The sequence below is a fragment of the Methylobacterium sp. Leaf125 genome (assembly GCF_001423085.1).
Classification (GTDB): domain Bacteria; phylum Pseudomonadota; class Alphaproteobacteria; order Rhizobiales; family Beijerinckiaceae; genus Methylobacterium.
Map to the genome: position 1 here is coordinate 212,166 of NZ_LMNU01000004.1, position 19,464 is coordinate 231,629.

The window sequence follows — 19,464 nt, forward strand, 5'->3', positions numbered from 1 at the left end:
CGAGCCGCCTCCGAACATGAAGTCGAGGGCCGCGAGGATGAACGACTTGCCCGCGCTGGAGGCCCCCCAAACTAGGTTCAGTCCATCAACGAAAGCGAGATCCGTGACGGGTACGTCGGGGCCGGTCAGAGCCAACCGACGCAGGATGAAGCGTGGAGGGGACATGCTCAAGCTCGCCGAGCGGCCCCCGTCGCAACCTCGAACGCCTCCGCCCAATCACCGATCCGTGCGCGTACGCGCTCCTTGAAGCCGACCTTCGTGTGTCGTGACACCTCGTCCCCGATCCAGGCAGAGCAACGCTTGAGGTGCTCGGAATACGGCGTCTCCAGCAGCTCCATGTAGGCCGCCGCCTCGTCGGTTGCCTGGTAGGTGATCCCGTCCGCATCGTGCGCCTCAGCGACGAGATGGCATTGCTGCATCAACCGCAGGCTGTCTTCGACCAAGCGGCGTCGAACGAGGAGCTCGCCTATCCTGCCGGGGACGGCGGTGTGGAGGCTCGGCGGCCCGCCATGATCGCCGGTATGCACGACGACGTGGTCGAACAGCACCATCTCGGGGAGGTCGGCTCTCACCGGACGCAGGTGCTCAAGCACGATCACCGCCCGGATGCCCGTCTCCAAGGTCGAGTTATAGAGGTGACCGAACCCGTCGAGCCTCATGGCATCCACTTCATCGTTCCCTCGTTGGCGAGATGGTGACACACGCCTTGTCGCACGGGTCCCCGTGCCAGCTTGCCTCCGATCGCAGCCGGCATGATCGACGCATGGTCCATCACGGCGCAGAGCCGCTCGAACCCGGTGGGATGCCTACGGCGATGGAGGCCTATCACGCCATGATAGATCTCCGTCTCGAAAGCCGCGAGCGCGGCCGGATGGGTGTTGTCCCTGTGGAAACGCTTAAAGACGGACGCCTCGAAGAAGCGCGTGCGCTGGTCGCCGAGGTCGGGGCCGAACTCAGAATCGGACAGGACGGCCTCGACGGTCGCGAACGTCGCCCCGCGGGCCTCGCCATAAGCCCGCCGCAGCTGGTCGATGTATCGGATCTCCTCAGGCTGCAACGCCACCGGAGCCACGCCGGCAGGGGCGTCCCCGGGCAACACGCCGAGCACCTTGGTCAGCGCAGGCCCGGCCGCGGCGTGCTTCACGATGCCGGGCGACGCCAGGTATTCGATCTGCCCGAAGTCGTAGCCCTCGATGGCGGCCCTGAGTTGGGGGGTCAGAGGGGTCTTGATGCCGCCGCGGGCCGTGATGCCCTTCAGGCAGTGGTCATCCCATTCATCGAGCAGCTTGGCCTTGAGCTTGGACGGGTTCAGGATCAGGTCCCTCAACGGACCGGCGACGCCGCGTGGGGCGACGAAGATGTATTCGGTCGGCAAGGTCGCGTAGGCACCCCCGAGGTGGTGGTGGAACAGCTTGCCGAGCTCGACGAGGGCCTCGGGCAGTCCGAGGGCGCTACCCTTGGTCTTTCGCTTGCACTGGTAGAGGTGCCAGGGGCCCTCGTGCTTCGCGGATGTCATGAACCCGACGACGTCACGGCCCTTGTCGTTGGCCTGACCCATTCGGTAGACACCGTGGTAATTGCGGCCGATGCGGTCGGCGAAGAGCTCGATGAACTCCTCCAGATCCTCGTCGTCCAACTCCTTGAGGCGAATGGCGAGGCTGATCACGATCCTGTTCCGGAAGGAGTGCCAGGCTACGTGCCCGGACATTGAGGAGCCTGCATTTGGGATCGAAGCCTGAAAGCGCTTCGACTGGGACCGGGTGCACGCAATCCCTATCCTTTTCCAACATAGGGCAAATCGCGGCGGGCCGCAGGGACCAACCGGTAGCTTATGGCGGCGAGGCAGACGATTTTGTAGGGACGGTCGGTTGCCGTGCAAGGGTGCGATAAACGGTGGGCCGCGAGACGGTGAACAGCTCGGCCAAGTCGCCGATCGCATACTCACCGGTGTCGTGCATCCGCCGCAGCTCCCGCTGTTGCTTGTCGGACAGCTTGGGCTGCTTGCCCCGGAGCTTACCCCGGGACCTGGCGATTGCCATGCCCTCGCGGGTTCGCAAACGAATCAGGTCGCTTTCGAACTCGGCGAATGTCGCGAGAATGTTGAAGAACATCCGCCCCATCGGATCGGTCGGATCGTAGATGCTCGCCCCAAGGGCCAACTTGATCCCTCGGGCGACGAGGGCGTCGGCGATGCCGCGGGCATCCGGGACCGATCGGGCGAGACGGTCGAGCTTCGGGACCACCAGCGTGTCGCCGGTCCGGACGGCGGCCAGCGCTTGGGCCAGGCCGGGGCGGGCTTTGTTCGTGCCGGTTAGCCCGTGGTCGGTGTAGATCCGGTCAGGGGCGACCCCCAGGCCTTCAAGCGCCGCCCGTTGTGCAGTCAGGTCCTGCCGGTCGGTTGAGCAACGGGCGTAGCCGATGAGGATCGTCGTCATGCTCGGGAGTGTACGTTTGGCCCCCCGTCATTGAAAGGATCAGCGTACGGGTCTTATGAGACGACCGCTTCCTTCGGGAGGACTTCATCCCGGTGGGCGAGGCCCGCGTGTCCGTTGGACGACCGTCTACCGGACACGCGGGGAACGACCGAATTGGGTGGGGTTCTGCCCGTCCGCTTCTGGACGGAGAATGGGGCTAACGACCTTTTGATCGGCTAAGTTTTCATTGTCCGCCGCCGCCCGTAAGATGATGATCGAGTTCACCTTTCGAAGCCGGCTGCACGCGAGCGGCTCAGATACCCGCATACCAAGCGTAGCCCTGGTCCTCCCAGTAGCCACCCTTGCCCTCGCCAAAATGGGCGAAGCTCTCGACCACCTCGATGCGCATTACGTACTTGGCCTGCTTGTAGCCGAGGTTGCGTTCGACCCGTAGGCGCAGCGGGGCGCCGTTCGCGATGGGAAGCGCCTTGCCGTTCATGTCGTAGGCGAGGATCGTCTGCGGGTGGAACGCGTCCACGAGGTCGATACTCTCATAGTACCGGACGGGCGTCCCGCCGCTGGCCGCGGTGTCCTCCGGCGCCTGCTGGCCGCCGGAATCCTTCCTACTCTCCCCTCCGCCCGACTGCTTAGTCATGGCCGGGTTGGTATTGCCGGCGGGGGGCGCCTCGTCGGTATCCTCACCGTCTCCGCCGCCTTCGAGCGCACTGCCCTGGTCCATGGTGTCCGCGCAATGAAACACCACGTAGCGCGCCTCGGGCTTCAGCTTGGCGCGGGACAGGAGGTCGGCGAGCGGCACGCCGGTCCATTTGCCGATGGCGCTCCAGCCCTCGACGCAATCGTGCCGGGTGACCTGGGTGCGGGCGGGAAGCGTGCGAAGCTCGGCCAGGGACAGCCGGAAGGGTACCTCCACGAGGCCGCCGACCTCAAGGTGGTACTTGGCGAACTTGCCCTTTGCCAGGGCCTTGTAGTCTTTGTCCGGCGGATCCTCGGTGCCGTTCGGCTTGAACCACGGCGAGATGTCGGACTCGGCGTATTCTGGCGCCAGCGTCCGGTCGGTCAGGAGCAGGCGTTGGACGAACAGGTTGGCGTCCTCGCCGGTCTTGAGCGTGCGCTGGAACCAGTCCGCGTTGCCTAGGCGGTCGCACCCGCCGAGCATGGCCGCCGCGGCCGTGGCGGACGCTCCCCTTAGGAGAGCACGTCGGCTCGGAAGGGAGTTCATGACCGGGGCTCCGCGGCGACGGCGACCGGCTCGACCTTGCGCTCGATCACGAACCAGCCGGTGAGCATACCGCGCATGTTGTTCCAGAACCCGGAGAGCAGGACGAGTGCGACGTGCACGACGACGAACAGGACCAGCAGCGCTGCTACGACGAAGTGGATCGTACGGGCAGACTGGCGCCCGTCGAACAGGGTCAGCAGGAACGGGAAGGCCGCGTTCATCGCCGGCGACATCGCGAGCCCGGCCAGCACCTGAACCGGCAGGAGCACGAACAACACGACGAGGTAGGTGAGCTTCTGGATGACGTTGTAGCGCTTGGCCTCGTCGCCCTGGGGGAAGCGCAGCGTCAGGTGCTCCCACACCGACGCGCCGAAGTGCCGGACTTGGTCGCGCGACGGGATCACCCGGAACCGAAGCTGTCCGCTGACCAACCCGTAGAAGAGGTAGGCGAGCCCGTTCAGGACGAAGGCCCAGGCGAAGAAGAAGTGCCAGCTACGACCGCCGGTGAGGTCCTGGTCGCTCGGCAGGGTCGTCCATGCCGGGAAGCCACGGTCGGCCGGCTCGCCGTTCGCACCGACCGAGGAGCCGAGCCAGCCGGTGGTGTCGAAGGTCGTTCCGAAGATCGTGGTGACGCCCTTGGGCGGGTCGTCCTCGGTGGAGGACATCGCCATCAGCGGCGTATCGAAGGTTGAGACGTTGCCCCAGTACAGAGCCGGATGGGCGTTGAAGATCTGCAGGCCGCTCATCAGCAGGACCAGCAGGCAGACCGCGTTGACCCAGTGCGTGACGCGGATGACGGCAGGGTGCCGGAACATCCAACGACGGCGCTCGACCTCGCCGGTCTCGGGCGCGGAACGGGTCAGGTAGGTGCTGGCCAAACGGTCTTCCTTGAAGTCATGGCCATCGGGGTGGAGGCCCCATGCCGGGGCCTCCGAAAGCGCATGGCGCTTGGGATCACATCCCGCGGTTCATCATCCGCTTCTTCATCATGCGGCGCTTCATCATGTTCTTCCGCATCATGCGCTTCTTCATCATCATCCGCTCGCCACGGTCCATGCGGACCTGGGTGACGCCGCTCTCGGACTGCATGCCGTTGACGGACATCGGGGCGGCCGTGGCCGAACCGGCGGCGAGGGCGATGCCGCCGAGAGCGGTCAAGGCGGTCAGCGCAAGAGTGAACTTCTTCATGTAGGATCTCCTGTGGAGGTGAACATCTTATCCAACCCACACTACAACAGCATGGTTGTATCGTTGTTCCTCACAAATAAAGAATTACTTTCCTATACTATGATAATTTAGCAATAGATATTCCGCGCTCAAATCAAGGCTTTTGGCCTGGGCGCGATCCTATCCTCGGCTATTGATACGGAGTCGGTCCCCGAGAAGTTTCAGCCCCCCGGCAGGAAGCCGCCTAGCTGGATCTCGACCTTGGACGAGTGGGCGACTTCGACCAGACGCCATCGAGGCCATTTGCATCAGGGCTCACGGCTGCACCGGAAGCAGCCCATCTCCCGCTTGCAGGCGAAGGCCCGCAGACGTGGCGCTGCTGCCGACATCACGGATCGACGAACGACCGCTTTCGGCGGATGGCGTAGGGTAGCTTGAACGGCAAGGTCGGGTCGTGAGCGGAAACGTTCGTTAGACCATCCTCTTACGGACGGTATCCGCATGACCGTATCGGGTGGACCGTGGCGGTGTTCATCGTCCTTCGAGCGGACTTTCTCGGTCGTCACCGTGGTCAAGGTGTCCGGATCAGATCCTTGATCCTCAAGGCCAGGGCGTCCATCGCAAAAGGCTTTGTCAGCACCTGCATGCTGGGGTCGAGGTGCCCATTGGTGATGACGCTGTTTTCCGCGTAACCCGTGATGAACAGCACCTTCAGGCCGGGACGCCGTTCACGGCCCGCGTCGGCCATCTGACGGCCGTTCATCCCGCCGGGCAGGCCCACATCCGTGACGAGCAGATCGATCCGCACGTCGGACTGGAGCACCTTCAGCCCCGCGGCGCTGTCTCCCGCCTCGATCGCGGTGTAGCCGAGATCCTCAAGCACCTCGGTGACCAGCATGCGCACCGACGGCTCGTCGTCGACGATCAGCACCGTCTCGCCCTGCTCGGCGCGCGAGGCCTCGTCGATCTTCTGCGCGAGATCGTCCTCGTCGGTCTCCCCGTAGTGACGCGGCAGGTACAGGCATATTGTCGAGCCCTCCCCGACCTCGGAGTAGATCCGAACCTGCCCGCCCGACTGCTTGGCGAAGCCGTAGACCATCGAGAGGCCGAGCCCCGTGCCCTGCCCGAGCGGCTTCGTCGTGAAGAACGGCTCGAACACCTTCGCGATGAGGCTCGGCGACATGCCGGTCCCGGTGTCGGTCACGCAAACGCTGAGGTACTGGCCCGGTGCCATGTCGTGCTGGCGTGCGCCGGTATCGTCGAGCCATTTGTTCGCCGTCTCGATCGTGATGCGCCCGCCTTCCGGCATCGCGTCGCGGGCGTTGATGCAGAGGTTCAGGAGCGCGTTCTCAAGCTGGCCCGGGTCGATCAGTGCGGGCCATATCCCTGCCGCTCCGACCACCTCCATGTGGATCTGGGGTCCCACAGTACGTCGGACGAGCTCCTCCATGCCGGTGATGAGCCGGTTGACGTTCGTGGGCTTCGGATCGAGCGTCTGCCGGCGCGAGAACGCAAGCAGGCGGTGGGTGAGCGCCGCGGCCCGCTTGGCCGCCCCCTGCGCCACCGTCATGTACCGATCGACATCCGTGAACCGTCCCTGGTCGATGCGCTTCTGCATCAGCTCCAGCGAGCCGGAAATCCCTGCGAGCAGGTTGTTGAAGTCGTGGGCCAAGCCGCCGGTCAGCTGGCCCACCGCCTCCATCTTTTGCGACTGACGCAGGGCCTCCTCGGTCGTAAGCAGGGCCTCGGCCTGCTCCTTCTCCGCCGTGATGTGTCGGCCGCTCGCGTAGATCAGGTCACCATCGGGCGCAGCCACCCACGAGATCCAGCGGAAGCCCCCGTCCTTGTGGCGGTAACGGTTCTCGATGACCGGCAGGCTCTGGACGCGGGCATGCTGGAGCGCACGGTCGGTCAAGCCTTCGTCGTCCGGGATGAGGAACTCGAACAGGGGTTTGCCGACCGCATCCTCGGATGTCCAACCGAGGATCGCGGTGAAGGCCGGATTGACGGCCTGGAAGACACCCTTGCCGTCGACGATGACCTGGATGTCCTGCGTGTTGCTCCAGAGCCGATCGCGTTCCTGCGTGCGCTTCTGGACCTGCTGTTCGAGCGTGTCGTTCAACCGACGGAGCGCTTCCTCCATGCCCTTGCGGTCGTTGATGTCGCTGAAGAAGATCGCGACGCGGTGGTCGGCCGGATCACCGATACGCAACGCCCGCACGTCGAACCAGCGCCCGAACACGTCCGCCTTGTTCTCGAAGTGCGCCGGTTCGCCCGTGAGCGCGACGCGCCCGTAGGTGTCGAACCAATGCCGCTCCAGGTCCGGGGCGAACTCGCTGACCCAAAGACCGGCGACCTTGGTGCCGGTCTGCCGTTCGAAGGCCGGATTGGCTTCCACGATGCGGTAGTCGACCGCTCGATCCGCATCGTCGAACTTCATCTCGACGATGCAGAATCCGACGTCGATGCTCTCGAACAGGGTGCGGTAGCGCGTCTCGCTCTCCCGGAGCTGCTTCGAGACCGAGCGCCGCGCGATCTCGACCTCGGTGCGGTCCATCACCCGACGGGCGAAGGCCAACTCCTCGGCGGACCACTCCTGGGCACGGTCGCGGTGGAGGCAGAACACGACCTTGAGATGGCCGCCCTCCATCAGCGGCAGGTTGGCCAGGGACCCGATGTCGAGTCCTCGGAAGCTATCGACCTGGCCGGCGGTGCGGGGGTCCTCGGCGACGTCCGCGACCACGACATCCTCGCCGCGCCGCAGCGCTTCGCTGAAGGTGCCGTAGTCGGCGAAGCTGTGGGATCCGGCCGCGCTGCGTTGGCCGGTCGCGAGCCAGTCCCGTGCGATGACGATGTGCTCGCCCGGCTCGTCCACGTCGCCGTAGGCTGCGCGCGAGAGGCTGAGCGCGTGGCCGACCGTCTCGGCCGCCGCGAGGGCCATCGCCTGCGGCGAGTCCAGCGTGCGCAGCCTCTCGGACAGCTCGATCAGCATGCCCTCCATGCGGCGCCGCTCGATGTCGATCAGCACGCCCGGGAAGGTCAGCCCCGTGCCGTCCGGGGCAAGATCGACACGTCCGTTCGCCTCGATCCAGTAGTAGCGTCCGTCGGCTCGGCGCACCCGGTACTGGTGGGCGTAGGCGCCGCCGCGTGCGATCACCTCCTCGATGGCGGCGGCCAAACCCGCCTGGTCATCGGGATGCACCGTCGCCACGATCTGGGCGAGGGGGATGCCCGTACGTCCAAGGGCGGGGTCGAGACCGAAGGACCGGGCGAAGCCCTCGTCGACGGTGAAGCGGTCGGAGGGCAGGTCCCAATGCCAGGTGCCGATGATGGCGCCGGCCGCGAGCGCGAGTTGCACGCGCTCGACGTTCTCCCGAGCCAGCGCCTCGCTCTCGCGCAGGGCGTCCTGTGCCTGTCGACGCTCGGTGATGTCGGCGATGAGCATCGCCACGCGGTCATCGCCGGCCGGGAAGAGATGGGCGTCGTACCAGCGCCCGAGCGGCACCGCCTCGCCCTCGAACCGCATCGGCAGCTTCGTCCTGACGACCTGCCCGTAGGCGTCGTGCCAGTGCTGCTCGATGCCTGGTGCGATCTCGTTGGCCCAGCGCCCTACGGCGTCCGTCAGGCCGGTGTGCTTCGCGAAGGCGGGGTTCGCCGACAGCACGCGATGGTCGACGGCACGTCCGTCCCCATCGAACCTCACCTCGCAGATGCAGAAGCCGGCGTCGATGTTCTCGAACAGGGTCCGATAACGCACCTCGCTCTCGCGCAGGGCCTTCTCGCCGTCGAGCCGCTCGTAGACCGCCGACATAAGGCGGGCGAGCGTCTCGAAGAAGGTGAGCGCGTCGGCGTCGAACGAGGGCACCTGGGTCGACGCGAAGGAGATCACGCCGCGCAGGCCGCCGCGGCTCGTGATCGGGAAGCCGGCGTAGGCGTTCAACCCGATGCCGCGGGCGGTCTGGTAGGCGGGCTCCTCGCTGTTCTGCACATCGGTTAGCAACAGCGGCCGACCCCGCTCGGCGACGATGCCGCAGAGCGGTGCGCCGTAGGGCATCCGATGGAGGAAAGCCTGCACCTCATCGGTCGCGTTGAGCGAGTGGGTGAGGCGCAGGTGCCGGCCGTCCTGCCAGATGTCGTAGATGTAGCTGCGGTCGAACCCGAGGGTGCCCGCACTCGCGGACAGGATGGGATCGAGGACGGCGGCGGGATCGGCGGCGGTCAGCAGGGCCTGCGAGGCCTTGGCCAGGACCTCGATGCGCCGGGCCTGCCGCAGCTCGGCCCGCTGCCGTTCCAGGACCTGGTCACGGCCTTCGACGGCGCGGCGCATCTCCAGCAGGTTCGCCACCTGGCGTCCGAGCGCCCTGAGGTCGTCGGCCTGCTCCAGGGTCAGTCCATCCGGCCGAGGCACGGTGTCGATGACGCACAACGAGCCCAGCACGTGTCCTTCGAGGGTGCGGAGGGGCGCGCCCGCATAGAAGCGGATGTGCGGCTCGCCCGTGACCAGTGGGTTGACCATGGTCCGCGGATCGGCGGTCAGGTCCGGGATGACGAGAAGGTCGGGCTCGACGAGGGCGAACTTGCAGACCGAACTGTCGAGGTCGGTCTCGCAATGGGGGAAGCCGACGTTGGCCTTGAACCACTGCCGGTCGATCGCCACCAGGCTGACGAGGGCGACCGGCGTGGCGCAGAGGCGGGTCGCGAGACGCACGACATCGTCGAAACCTTGCTCTGGCAGGGTGTCGAGGATGTCGTGCGCGGCAAGCGCGGCGAGGCGGGCGGTGTCGGTCACCGCGTTCGGGTTGGTTGCCATCTCGCGTCAGGCCTGCTTCTGCCCGGCCTTCGGTCCCACTACCTCGGGGCGGGGCACGAGGATGGTGCCCTCGCGGTCGATCATTTGCCGTAGGGCCGAGCGCACGACCTCGCTGGCGCTGGCGTAGCGCCCCGAGGCGACCTGTGCCCGAAGGTAGGTCTCCAACTCCGAAGTCAGTGATACGCAACGCGTGGGTGTGCTGGACATGCCGCGATGTGGCATGGCCGCCAGAGGCTATCAACCCTTGTTAAATGCGGCAGGCGACACGTTTCCGTTACGGCGTCCCCCCTGCTGCGGACGGGCTGGTGGACCGAGCAGGGTCGATCCCGGACGGTCAAGAGTACCGGCCAAACACGATGTCAGGTCAGCGGCAAGCCCCAGATATCCCGCAGGCCGAACAACAGCCATGCCCGGCGGTTTTCGTATGCGCGTTCGGCCTCCAGCCGGTGTGCCGCGGATCGTGCGCGTCCGACATCCGCAGCGTACCGCGGGAGCGTGATGTCGAGGCGGGACAGACGCCGGTGCAGGATCACGGTTCGACCGGCTGGAAGCGCCTGGAGCCGTCCGAGCGCAGCGCCTGGATCGCGGCCGTCACGTCCGCCACCGCCACGGTCAGGTCGGCTAGGATTTCCACCAGGTCGTCGAAGCTCGACCCCTCCGTCTCGGCTTCCGGTGGCGCCAGCGCCGCCAAGATGGCCCTCAGCACGTGGTCCTGCCGGTCGAGGCGTCGTACGATCTCGGCTTCCATGTCGTGCTTCCTTAGGTTCGAATCCGGCCAGGCGTGCGCGCACGACGGCCGCCGGGATACGGGTCCCTTCGAGACGCCGTGCAGCCGCTCCCAGAAGCCGTGTAGCGAGATGGGCCGTGCCGGCTGCATCGACTATGACGGCGCCGACCCGCCCCTCTCGCAGGTCGAGCCCCGAGGCGTTCAGGGCGGCCACGAACGAGGCGGCATCATCGCTTGCCCGCCAGGCCACCAGGGCCGCCCGCCGCAGGTCGTCGAGGCTGATCCCGGTACGATCCTGGATCAGGCGCTCCTGCGGCGTCAGCGGGGCGATCGGCCTCTCCGACGCCGTCGTGCCCGAGGCTTCCAGCCAAGCCGCGACGTCGGCACGGCCCTCGGCCCGCAAACGGCTCAGGACTGATCTGGCATGCTTCGACGCGACCGGGGATAGCCCAAATTCGTGCTCGACGATGCGGCTGCACTTCTCCCGGCGGGCGAAATCCCAGGCCAGGTCGACGACCTTCCCGGACGGCTTAACGAGGCCGTAGACGCGGTGCTCGTGGAGCCTGCCCGACTTGAGGTGCTCGACGCCGCAATACGCTTGCCCGGCCAGGTCGAATTCATTTTCGAACAACGCCCACCACCTCGCCCGGGCCGAAGGGTTGTCGGAGATCCCCGGATCGGGATCGATGTGGACGTGATAGATCGGTCTGTCGGTGCGGCCGCCAAGCGACCCCGCCACCAACTCCTGGATCTGCCCGGCCAGTGTCGCGCTCCCGAGCCCACGGGCCGGGATGACCGACACTTCGTCGTTCTCTGCGTTCAGCAGGTGTTTGGCCAAGGCATTGCCAAGGCCCTGCCCGCGCGTCGCCCCCGAGATCATCGAGCGGCTCGCCTGATGACGAGGGGGATCAATATCTCCCGCACGGTCGTCAAACTCTGCCGCGCGGCGGCGACGTCCGCCATTGATAGGGCCGCGTTGACGGCGGCGAGTTCGCGGACGGCGGCCGAGATCGCGGCGGCATCCTCGTCCGGGCGACGAACGGGCCTGCCGCTTCGGGCGTCGACCGCCGAGATCATCGCAACGCGTTCCAGCAGCACCCGCCTCACCCACGATCCCGCGGTGATGCCCTCGCGACGCGCGTGTTCGGCGATCGCGCTACCGAGCTCGCCGGACATCCGCGTCACGAAACGCAGAGGCAGGCCGGGTGGCCGCCTGGCCGGTCGCTGCCCGCCTTCGAGCCTCCCGGGGGCGGTTGCGACGGGCCGACTTTCGGAGGGCGGAACAGGTCTCTGGGAAGGGAAAAGTCTGGGGGAAGTCATCGTCTCGTCCAACGTGTTGCATTCGTCCCCGATCGGGGACTTCAGGCCGGGCGACCAGGAAAGGGGGGGCGATGGACGGCATCGTCCGGGACCGCAGCAGTGCCGGTCTCACCCTCGCCGGTACGGCCGCGCCTGCGCCGAATCCGCTCAAGGGCCGCTGCATCGCGTGCCTGGAGGGCGGCGCGGATCTCGTCCGGGACAGCGAGTGGCTGGGGCATCGGCCAGCCATAGACGCGGGCCTGCTCGACGCGCTCGTCGAGCACCGCCATCGCCCTGGTCCATGTCTCGATGCCCTCGATCATCGAGCGTGTGGCCAGGGCCCGCTCAACACGTTCATCGATCAAGGGCCGGGCCCGCCACGGTGATCCCCGCGTCAGACGCAGCGCGTACTGCCAGGCCCAGATCTCGGGGCCCATCGGCTCGCTGATACGCGCGAGGATTGAGAGCGGCAGTCGGTCGAAGGTCATGTTTTCGACGAAGCGCGCGTAGTCACGGGTGGCCGTCGCCAACGACAACATGCTGCTCGATCGGCCGGGCGCAGGCCCGGTCCGCGGTGGGACCGCTGTCGGCGTCTGGCCGCCCCCTGCGGTCGGATCCGGATGCGGACGTCCGGCTTGAGGAAGCCTCTCGGACGGGCGTGACATCGCGATGCTCCAAATCGGCCGGGCGAATCCAGCTTGGCGTTAATGAGAGCACGTTCACGATTTGTTCCAAGTGGGATGCCAACTATAATTTTGGGTTCCACCTATCGGATGGGCCGATAGCGAAGGTGGAACGTGCTGCCGGGGCGTTCGCACGCCGAATGTGAACGGCCGCGAGCGCCACGCGCGGCTATCCGCCAACGGTCCCGATCCGTTCGGCGAAACCGACCGATTCGCGCCCGATTGCGGTCAGATCCCGGTCTGCCGTGCGGAAGGTGGGATTACCTCCATGGCCAGTCCGGATACTCGGATCCCGTCGGATTTTGAGGCATCGGGATGACCAGGAACACTGGACCTCCACGCAAGGAGGTGCACCGATGCTCAACGCGATCGCCCGTTATTTCGGATGGAATAATGCCCCGCCCGTCCCGTCGCCCGTGAAGGTGAAGGCAATCCAACCTGGGACGACGAGAGCCACGGTCCCGGCGGGACCGATCCCGACCGGCAATTCGCCCGATACCGCCGGTCCCGCGCATGACAAGTCGAAGGTCGAGGGAAGCGGAGAAGACGTTAAGCCAGCCATGGAGGGCATCCTTTCGGATACCCTCCAGAGGACGCCGCCTGCGGCGGCATCCCCAGGGCTCCCGCCCGTGGACCCGAGAAACGAAACGGGAGCCGAGGGGGAGATGGATCTTCCTAGGCTTGGGGATCTCGACGGAACCCAGGAAAATCCTGCAGCGGTCGTCGAAGATTTCGACGACGCAGCGGCGTCCACGCTGACGGTGACGTCAGCACCCGAATGCACCCCATCGCGAAAGCGGGTGAAGAATCGGGCCGCAAGCGCGGAGGAGCCGCCAAGGGCAAAGCGACGCCCGACTGGAAAGCGACGCACCACTGTCGATCCCGCAACTAACTAGCGGAGCGACGCTGAAGATGCCGGATGCCGCCCGCTGTAAGCATGTCGCCCACGTGAACCTGACCAAGGTTCGCGCGGGCCGATCATTGCCGCCGTCCAGGGATTGCGACTATCAGCACGCAGGCGGCTCAAACGTCCCCTTGGTGAGAACGGCACGGATGGCGCGGAAGCCCCAGATCCCGAAAGGAAGCAAGGGCGCACCGGCCCCGCGGACAGGCCCAAGACGGCGCCTGGACGACGCTGCGATCGGACGTGTCTGCGAGGTCATCCGGTCCTGGTCCTTACAACCGATGACATGGGAAGCCTTGACGGAGGACATCGCGCGCAGGGAGCGAGGGGGCTGGACGCGCCAGTCGCTTGCCGGCAACGCTAGGATCTCGGAAGCCTACGACAAACGGAAGCGCGAGCTGGGTTCGGGTAAGGCGAAGGTGCCCCGGGACCCGGCCATCGTCATTTTGAAACGGGATATTCAGGAGCGGGATGTAGAGATCGCCCGGCTCAAGGATCTTCTCAGCGCCTACGAGGAGCGTTTCCTCGTCATGCTGCGGAATGCCGCCGTCCGCGGCCTGAAGCCCGAGGAGCTGGAGAAGGCCCTGCCGCCGATTGACCGCAAGAGCATCTGAGAGCCAAATCGAGCGATGGAGGACATACTCTCAGGTGCCGCAGCCGGCGCGGAAAATGTCAGACGTCTGAAGGCCTACCTCGATGGTTTGGCAGCCCAGCAGATGAGCCTCCCCGTAAGGCAGGGGCGTGTGAACGTCAGTGCGGTTGCGCTGTCCTGCGGCTTCGATCGGCAGGTGCTCTACAAGAATTCGGTCGCCAAGGAGATGCTCGCGCAGGCCGAAGCCGAGCTCGGCTTGGACCGTGAGGTCGCCGAAGCCGAGGATGATAAGCCTCCGGTTCGCCCCACCGACCAGCGCGACCGCCGCATTCACAAGCTGGAGCAGGAAAACGCTTCCCTACGGGCGGAAGTCGTTGGCTTACGCGAACGCCTTCGCCGCGTTCGTCACGTCGAGGAACACATGGCGGACACGGGCCGATGGGTCTCGTCACTTCCCCGGTCGCTCGGAGAGAGTGAAGAGTGATCGTCCCTGGGAGCCAATCCGTGGATGGCACCCCCACGGATCCAGCGAATGTGAGGGAGACCTCTCGTGAGCCGGCAATCCCGCTTGCCCCTTCGCCACCGCCGGCATCGGATAGGAAGAGGTTTGCGGGTCCCGAGACAGCGGACGCAACGCTCATCCGGCATCTTGCCGAGACGGCCGCGTTCGAGGGAATCGGCTATGCCAAGGCTGCGCGTTTGGTGGATGCGTTCGGCAAGAACCTTCCGCGCCTGCTGGCCCAAGGGGATCCGACCCCCTTCATCCCGGTCGTCGGTGATCGAGCTGCCTCAACGCTCGTCGCCGCCTGGCTTGAGGACCTGGCTAGGAACGACATCGTCGTCTGGCTCGTCGAGAACCGGCTCGACGTGCGCCTTGCCGGCAGGATCGTACGGCTCTGGGGGGCAGAGGGTGCCACGCGGATCCGGGAGCACCCCTACGCGCTGATGGCGCTGGCCCCATGGCCGTTGGTCGACGCTACGGCCAGGCGTCTTGGGGTTCCGGAGGATGCGCCGGCTCGTCTTGTGGCGGCGGTCGAGGCCGTCCTCTACGCCCGGCTTCAGGACCAGCACACATGGATTTCGCAGGATGACCTGCTGGGCGCGCTGGAAGGCATCCTTGGCTTCCCGCCGGAAGCCGCTGAGCGGGCGCTGGCACTCGCATCCGCGGCAGGTGCTGCGGTAGCTCTCTCCGACGGTTGGCAGCCGGCCGGCGCCATGATGATGGAGCGCTACGTCATGGCGCGAATCCTGTCGATGGCGTCCGGTCCCCCGATCGGCGACCTGGTTGCCCGTGATGTCGGCGACGAAGAGTTGGAGGGATGGCTCGACCGCACGCGCCTTGCCGCCGGCGTGGAGCTCAACGACGAACAGCGCGCGGCCGTGCAGCTCGCCGTGCAGGGGCGTGTTGGTTTGGTTCTAGGCGGAGCAGGGGTCGGCAAGACGACGGTCCTCAAAATGGTCTGCGAGGCATGCGAATCCTTCGGCCGGGTCGTCCATCTAATGGCCCTGGCCGGTCGTGCCGCGGTGCGGATGCGAGAGGCTACCGGACGTCCATCCTCCACGATCGCCGCCTTCCTCAAGGCTTGCGAGGCAGGCAAGGTGGCCCTCGGTCCCGAGAGCCTCGTCGTGATCGACGAAAGCTCGATGGTCGACCTACCGACGCTCTACCGCCTTTTGCGCCACCTACCGGAGGAGTGCCGGCTACTGCTCGTGGGCGACGAGGCACAGCTTGGCCCGATTGGGTTCGGCCTCACGTTGCACGCTTTCGCGACCATGGAGGAGGTGCCCAAGGTCCGCCTGACGCGGATCTACCGGCAGGCTGAGAGTTCCGGCATCCCCGTCGTAGCCGCGGCCGTACGCGAGGGGCATCTTCCGCGCTTGCCGTCTGAGATCGGTCGAGGGCATGGCGTCGTCCTCGTGGCCACCTCACGTGAGCCGACATGCGACGATGTCGTATGCGCCGTGGCGGCCCTGGGCGGTTTTAGGGACGACCTGCGTATCCTCTCGCCGGTGAAAGCAGGCTCGGCGGGCACGGTCTCGCTGAACGAGGAGTTCCATCGTCAGCTATCCCGCGGCCAGCCGCGCCTCCGGGATCATGCTTTCGCCCTTGGCGAGCCCGTGATTTTCGGGCGAAACGATTACAAACGGGACCTCCGCAACGGCAGCCTGGGCGAAGTCGTGGGAGTCGATGACGGGATCCTCACGGTCGATTTCGACGGCGAACGTCACACGTTCACAGGTGCTGCCCTCGATGACGTTGCCCTCGCGTACGCGATCACCGTTCACAAGGCGCAGGGCTCGCAGTTTCGCACGGCGGTCGTGCCTGTATGCTCGTCACGTATTCTTGACCGCTCGCTGGTCTATACCGCGCTCACGAGGGCTGCGGAGCGCGTCGTGCTGATCGGGCGCAAGACCATCCTCTCGCAAGCGGTGCTGCAGTCGGCTGCCGCCGACCGTCGCGAGACCGGTTTCAATCGGGGCGTCTGACGCATCGTAGCCCGAGACCTTGATGGGCTGGCTCCGAACGCCTACCTCAAACATGAACCTTTGGATTGGCGTTCGCGTCCGATGTGCCATCGATCGAAAAATCTGACTGTAGACGACGTTCGCGCCTGCGACAGGCCGTCGATTGTCCAGGCTGCCCAAGGCACTAACACACACAGTGGCGTTTTGAACCGCACAGAACCGTTCTAGGGGCGGCGCCAGGGCCGATGACCGAGCGGGACTCCAAGTCCCGACGGTCATCGGCACGGCTCCGGGATCAAATCGCCGCCTCGTTCGTCTCCTGTAAAGGCCAAGCTCGCCGCGACCTTCCGCGCGCAGGGCTGCGGCCCGGCAGGCAGGGGTTCCCGTGAGCATCGGACTGATCGCGCTTCTGGATGACGTCGCGGGACTCGCCAAGGTGGCGGCGGCCTCCCTCGACGATGTCGCGGCCCAGGCAGGCCGCGCCGGTGTGAAGGCGGCCGGCGTCGTCATCGACGATGCCGCCGTGACGCCCCGCTACGTGGTGGGCTTCGCCGCCGAGCGCGAATTGCCCATCGTCGGCCGCATCGCCCTGGGGTCCCTGCGCAACAAGCTGCTGTTCCTGCTGCCCGCCGCCCTGGCGCTCGGCGCCTTCGCGCCCTGGGCGATCACGCCCCTGCTGATGCTCGGCGGCGCCTATCTCTCCTACGAGGGCACCGAGAAGGTCTACGAGGCCCTGTTCCCGCATAAGGCCCATGCCCACGAGGCGAAGCGCGACGAGGCCGCCGGCGACGCCCGGGCCCTGGAGGACCGGAAGGTCTCGAGCGCGATCAAGACGGACTTCATCCTCTCGGCCGAGATCATGGCGATCACCCTCGCGGCCCTGCCCGAGGGCTCCCTCTGGATGAAGGCGACGGTCCTGGCCGTCGTCGCAGTGGGGATCACGATCACGGTCTATGGCGGCGTCGCCCTGATCGTGAAGGCGGACGATGCCGGGGTCGCGATGGCCGCCAACGGGTCGCGCTCGGCCTTCGGCAGCCTCGTGCGCGGTGTCGGCCGCGCCCTGGTCAAGGGCATGCCGGGCTTTCTCAAGATCCTGGCCATCGTCGGCACCGCGGCGATGATCTGGGTCGGCGGCGGCATCCTGGTGCACGGCCTCGAGGGCTACGGCCTGCCCCAGATCGGCCACGCCATCCACGCCGCGGCGGCCGGGGCGGCGGGCGTCGCAGGTCCTCTCGCCGGAACGGTCGAATGGCTCGTCACCGCGGCGGGCTCCGGCCTCGTCGGTCTCGTGATCGGCGCAGCCCTGATCCCGGTGACGAGCTTCGTCCTGGCGCCGGCCTGGAACAGCCTGGCCCGGCTGCGGACCAGGGCCGTCTAAGTCAGCCCGCCCGAGGTCTCGGGAGCGCCGCGCAGGTGGGCGATGTGCCGGACGGCGAGTTCGTAGCCGTGTGTGCCGAAGCCCGCCATCACGGCGGTCGCGGCGAGCGAGACGTAGGAATGTTGGCGGAAGGCCTCGCGCCGATGCACGTTCGAGATGTGGCACTCGATGATCGGCACCTCGCAGGCGTTCAGGGCATCGAGGATGGCGATCGAGGTGTGCGTGTAGGCGCCCGGATTGATCACGATCCCGGCCGAGCCCACCCGATAGGCCTGGATCCAGTCGATGAGCTGGTGCTCGGCATTGCTCTGGTGAAAGGCGACGGCGAGACCGAAGTCCGCGGCCAGGGTCCGGCACCGGGCCTCCACGTCCGCCAGCGTCGCGTGCCCGTAGATGTGGGGCTCGCGCTGGCCGAGCAGATTGAGGTTCGGGCCGTTCAGGATCAGGATCGTGTCGTTCATGGGCGCCAGTCTTAAGGCGGGTGGGCGGGCCCGGAAAGGGTCCTGTCGCGCCTAGGGCGCCGCGCTTGCGGTCGCGGCCAATGCGGGCCATGCCGGGCGGGGAGGGGTGTCCGCCGCCATATCCGCATAGGAGGAAGTCTCATGAACGAGCCCGTCGTCATCGCCGTCGCGATCACCGGCTCGGTGCCCCGCAAATCCGACAATCCGGCGCTGCCGGTCACGGTGGCCGAGCAGATCGCCTCGACGCAGGCCGCCTACGAGGCCGGGGCCACCCTCGCCCATATCCACGTGCGCAACGACGACGAGACCCCGTCCTCGGACCCCGATCGCTTTGCCGCCGTCCAGGCGGGCTTGCGCCGGCACTGCCCCGGCATGGTGGTTCAGTTCTCCACCGGCGGACGCGGGCGCGACCCCGCGAGCCGAGGCCTGTCCCTGCAGCATCGTCCCGACATGGCCTCACTGTCCACGGGGTCGGTGAACTTCCCGACCATCGTCTACGAGAACCACGCAACCCTGGTGACGGACCTTGCGGGTCAGATGAAGCAGTTCGGCGTGCGCCCCGAGATCGAGATCTTCGACCTGTCGCATCTCCACGGCGCCCTGCGCCTCGTGGAGGCCGGGCTGATCGATGACCGGGCCCACGTGCAGTTCGTCATGGGGGTGAAGAACGCCATGCCGGCGGACCCGCACCTCCTCGACCTGATGCTCGGCGAGATGCGCCGCATCCTGCCCCGGGCGACCTGGACGGCGGCCGGGATCGGGCGGCACCAGGCGGAGGTGATGGACTGGGCACTCGCCCGGGGCGCGCAGGCGGTACGAACCGGCCTCGAGGACAACATCCGGATCACCCGGGAACGCCTCGCCAGCGGAAATGCCGAACTCGTCGCCCTGGCGGCGGAGACGGTGCGGCGGCACGGCCGCGGCATCGCCACGCCGGCGGAAGCCCGTGCGATCCTGGGCCTGGCGCAGGCCTAGAACGCCGAGAGGCCCGTCGCGTGTGTTGTGCGACGGGCCTCTTGGCGTTTGGGTTTGGTTGCGGGGACAGGATTTGAACCTGTGACCTTCAGGTNCCTAGAACGCCGAGAGGCCCGTCGCGTGTGTTGTGCGACGGGCCTCTTGGCGTTTGGGTTTGGTTGCGGGGACAGGATTTGAACCTGTGACCTTCAGGTTATGAGCCTGACGAGCTACCGGGCTGCTCCACCCCGCGCCACCTTGGATCGTTTGGAGGGAATGGCTCGGTGTGAGCGTCACTTGTTCTGTGCAGGTCTGGCGGCGACCGACTCTCCCGTGTCTTGAGACACAGTACCATGGGCGCTGGTGCGT

At 66.7% G+C, this 19,464-nt stretch carries 17 protein-coding genes and 1 tRNA gene; 5 read left to right on the forward strand and 13 right to left on the reverse strand.

Annotated features, from left to right (window positions below):
- Nucleotides 1-167: 167 nt before the first annotated feature.
- The 11 genes from ASF58_RS08010 to ASF58_RS08065 all read right to left on the reverse strand — a co-directional run bounded on the left by ASF58_RS08010 (nt 168) and on the right by ASF58_RS08065 (nt 12,196).
- On the reverse strand, nt 168-659 hold the full coding sequence (locus tag ASF58_RS08010; RefSeq protein WP_055950013.1) for an ABC-three component system middle component 2: 492 nt from the start codon (nt 657-659) through the stop codon (nt 168-170).
- A complete protein-coding gene (locus tag ASF58_RS08015) occupies nt 656-1,666 on the reverse strand; it encodes an ABC-three component system protein (RefSeq protein WP_055950016.1) in 1,011 nt (336 codons plus the stop codon). Before ASF58_RS08015 ends, ASF58_RS08010 begins: the two co-directional genes overlap by 4 nt.
- A 163-nt stretch (nt 1,667-1,829) precedes the next feature.
- A complete protein-coding gene (locus ASF58_RS08020; protein WP_055950018.1) occupies nt 1,830-2,435 on the reverse strand; it encodes a recombinase family protein in 606 nt (201 codons plus the stop codon).
- Nucleotides 2,436-2,727: 292 nt separating this feature from the next.
- Entirely contained in the window at nt 2,728-3,654 is a 927-nt protein-coding gene (locus ASF58_RS08025) for a molybdopterin-binding protein (protein WP_055950021.1), read from the reverse strand.
- Complete coding sequence (locus ASF58_RS08030) at nt 3,651-4,532, reverse strand: cytochrome b/b6 domain-containing protein (RefSeq protein WP_244477222.1); 882 nt, start codon at nt 4,530-4,532, stop codon at nt 3,651-3,653. The genes ASF58_RS08025 and ASF58_RS08030 overlap by 4 nt, the downstream gene beginning before the upstream one ends.
- A gap of 76 nt (nt 4,533-4,608) precedes the next feature.
- The gene (locus tag ASF58_RS08035; RefSeq protein ID WP_018041746.1) at nt 4,609-4,842 is read right to left on the reverse strand and encodes a hypothetical protein; all 234 of its coding nucleotides are present in this window, start codon (nt 4,840-4,842) and stop codon (nt 4,609-4,611) included.
- Between the two features lie 550 nt (nt 4,843-5,392).
- Complete coding sequence (locus ASF58_RS27005) at nt 5,393-9,631, reverse strand: GAF domain-containing protein (RefSeq protein ID WP_082512917.1); 4,239 nt, start codon at nt 9,629-9,631, stop codon at nt 5,393-5,395.
- Nucleotides 9,632-9,637: 6 nt separating this feature from the next.
- Nucleotides 9,638-9,853, reverse strand: coding sequence for a type II toxin-antitoxin system ParD family antitoxin (locus ASF58_RS08045; RefSeq protein ID WP_348271573.1), 216 nt, complete (start codon nt 9,851-9,853; stop codon nt 9,638-9,640).
- A gap of 137 nt (nt 9,854-9,990) precedes the next feature.
- Nucleotides 9,991-11,238: a hypothetical protein gene (locus tag ASF58_RS24830; protein ID WP_082512918.1), complete on the reverse strand. Its 1,248-nt coding sequence runs from the start codon at nt 11,236-11,238 to the stop codon at nt 9,991-9,993.
- Nucleotides 11,235-11,534: a hypothetical protein gene (locus ASF58_RS08060; RefSeq protein WP_055950032.1), complete on the reverse strand. Its 300-nt coding sequence runs from the start codon at nt 11,532-11,534 to the stop codon at nt 11,235-11,237. The genes ASF58_RS24830 and ASF58_RS08060 overlap by 4 nt, the downstream gene beginning before the upstream one ends.
- Nucleotides 11,535-11,719: 185 nt before the next feature.
- A complete protein-coding gene (locus ASF58_RS08065; protein WP_055950035.1) occupies nt 11,720-12,196 on the reverse strand; it encodes a hypothetical protein in 477 nt (158 codons plus the stop codon).
- Nucleotides 12,197-13,540: 1,344 nt separating this feature from the next.
- On the opposite strand from ASF58_RS08065, the gene ASF58_RS08070 reads away from it, so the two are divergent.
- The 4 genes from ASF58_RS08070 (at nt 13,541) to ASF58_RS08085 (ending at nt 17,680) form a co-directional block, all read left to right on the forward strand.
- Nucleotides 13,541-13,858 carry a hypothetical protein gene (locus ASF58_RS08070; RefSeq protein WP_156375583.1) on the forward strand — a complete coding sequence of 106 codons (318 nt, stop codon included), beginning with the start codon at nt 13,541-13,543 and terminating at the stop codon, nt 13,856-13,858.
- Nucleotides 13,859-13,873: 15 nt separating this feature from the next.
- A complete protein-coding gene (locus ASF58_RS08075; RefSeq protein WP_055950039.1) occupies nt 13,874-14,320 on the forward strand; it encodes a hypothetical protein in 447 nt (148 codons plus the stop codon).
- Between the two features lie 20 nt (nt 14,321-14,340).
- Complete coding sequence (locus ASF58_RS08080; RefSeq protein ID WP_162242035.1) at nt 14,341-16,323, forward strand: AAA family ATPase; 1,983 nt, start codon at nt 14,341-14,343, stop codon at nt 16,321-16,323.
- A 364-nt stretch (nt 16,324-16,687) separates the two neighbouring features.
- Nucleotides 16,688-17,680: a DUF808 domain-containing protein gene (locus ASF58_RS08085; protein ID WP_055950045.1), complete on the forward strand. Its 993-nt coding sequence runs from the start codon at nt 16,688-16,690 to the stop codon at nt 17,678-17,680.
- Here the strand turns inward: ASF58_RS08085 and aroQ are convergent.
- The gene (gene aroQ / locus ASF58_RS08090) at nt 17,677-18,141 is read right to left on the reverse strand and encodes a type II 3-dehydroquinate dehydratase (protein ID WP_055950047.1); all 465 of its coding nucleotides are present in this window, start codon (nt 18,139-18,141) and stop codon (nt 17,677-17,679) included. The genes ASF58_RS08085 and aroQ overlap by 4 nt on opposite strands.
- Nucleotides 18,142-18,282: 141 nt before the next feature.
- On the opposite strand from aroQ, the gene ASF58_RS08095 reads away from it, so the two are divergent.
- On the forward strand, nt 18,283-19,116 hold the full coding sequence (locus ASF58_RS08095) for a 3-keto-5-aminohexanoate cleavage protein (protein ID WP_055950049.1): 834 nt from the start codon (nt 18,283-18,285) through the stop codon (nt 19,114-19,116).
- 155 nt (nt 19,117-19,271) lie between these two features.
- On the opposite strand, the gene ASF58_RS08100 is transcribed toward ASF58_RS08095, so the two are convergent.
- Nucleotides 19,272-19,348: transfer RNA gene (locus tag ASF58_RS08100), tRNA-Met, on the reverse strand.
- Between the last annotated feature and the right edge of the window lie 116 nt (nt 19,349-19,464).

What these genes read in the sequence shown, in the direction of transcription:
- ASF58_RS08010 (WP_055950013.1), bottom strand. Translation starts at nt 659, where the DNA reads ATGAGGCTCGACGGGTTCGGTCACCTCTATAACTCGACCTTGGAGACG.
- ASF58_RS08065 (WP_055950035.1), bottom strand. Translation starts at nt 12,196, where the DNA reads ATGTTGTCGTTGGCGACGGCCACCCGTGACTACGCGCGCTTCGTCGAA.
- ASF58_RS08060 (WP_055950032.1), bottom strand. Translation starts at nt 11,534, where the DNA reads ATGTCCGGCGAGCTCGGTAGCGCGATCGCCGAACACGCGCGTCGCGAG.
- ASF58_RS08035 (WP_018041746.1), bottom strand. Translation starts at nt 4,842, where the DNA reads ATGAAGAAGTTCACTCTTGCGCTGACCGCCTTGACCGCTCTCGGCGGC.
- aroQ (WP_055950047.1), bottom strand. Translation starts at nt 18,141, where the DNA reads ATGAACGACACGATCCTGATCCTGAACGGCCCGAACCTCAATCTGCTC.
- ASF58_RS08075 (WP_055950039.1), top strand. Translation starts at nt 13,874, where the DNA reads ATGGAGGACATACTCTCAGGTGCCGCAGCCGGCGCGGAAAATGTCAGA.
- ASF58_RS24830 (WP_082512918.1), bottom strand. Translation starts at nt 11,238, where the DNA reads ATGATCTCGGGGGCGACGCGCGGGCAGGGCCTTGGCAATGCCTTGGCC.
- ASF58_RS08020 (WP_055950018.1), bottom strand. Translation starts at nt 2,435, where the DNA reads ATGACGACGATCCTCATCGGCTACGCCCGTTGCTCAACCGACCGGCAG.
- ASF58_RS08025 (WP_055950021.1), bottom strand. Translation starts at nt 3,654, where the DNA reads ATGAACTCCCTTCCGAGCCGACGTGCTCTCCTAAGGGGAGCGTCCGCC.
- ASF58_RS08045 (WP_348271573.1), bottom strand. Translation starts at nt 9,853, where the DNA reads ATGCCACATCGCGGCATGTCCAGCACACCCACGCGTTGCGTATCACTG.
- ASF58_RS08095 (WP_055950049.1), top strand. Translation starts at nt 18,283, where the DNA reads ATGAACGAGCCCGTCGTCATCGCCGTCGCGATCACCGGCTCGGTGCCC.
- ASF58_RS27005 (WP_082512917.1), bottom strand. Translation starts at nt 9,631, where the DNA reads ATGGCAACCAACCCGAACGCGGTGACCGACACCGCCCGCCTCGCCGCG.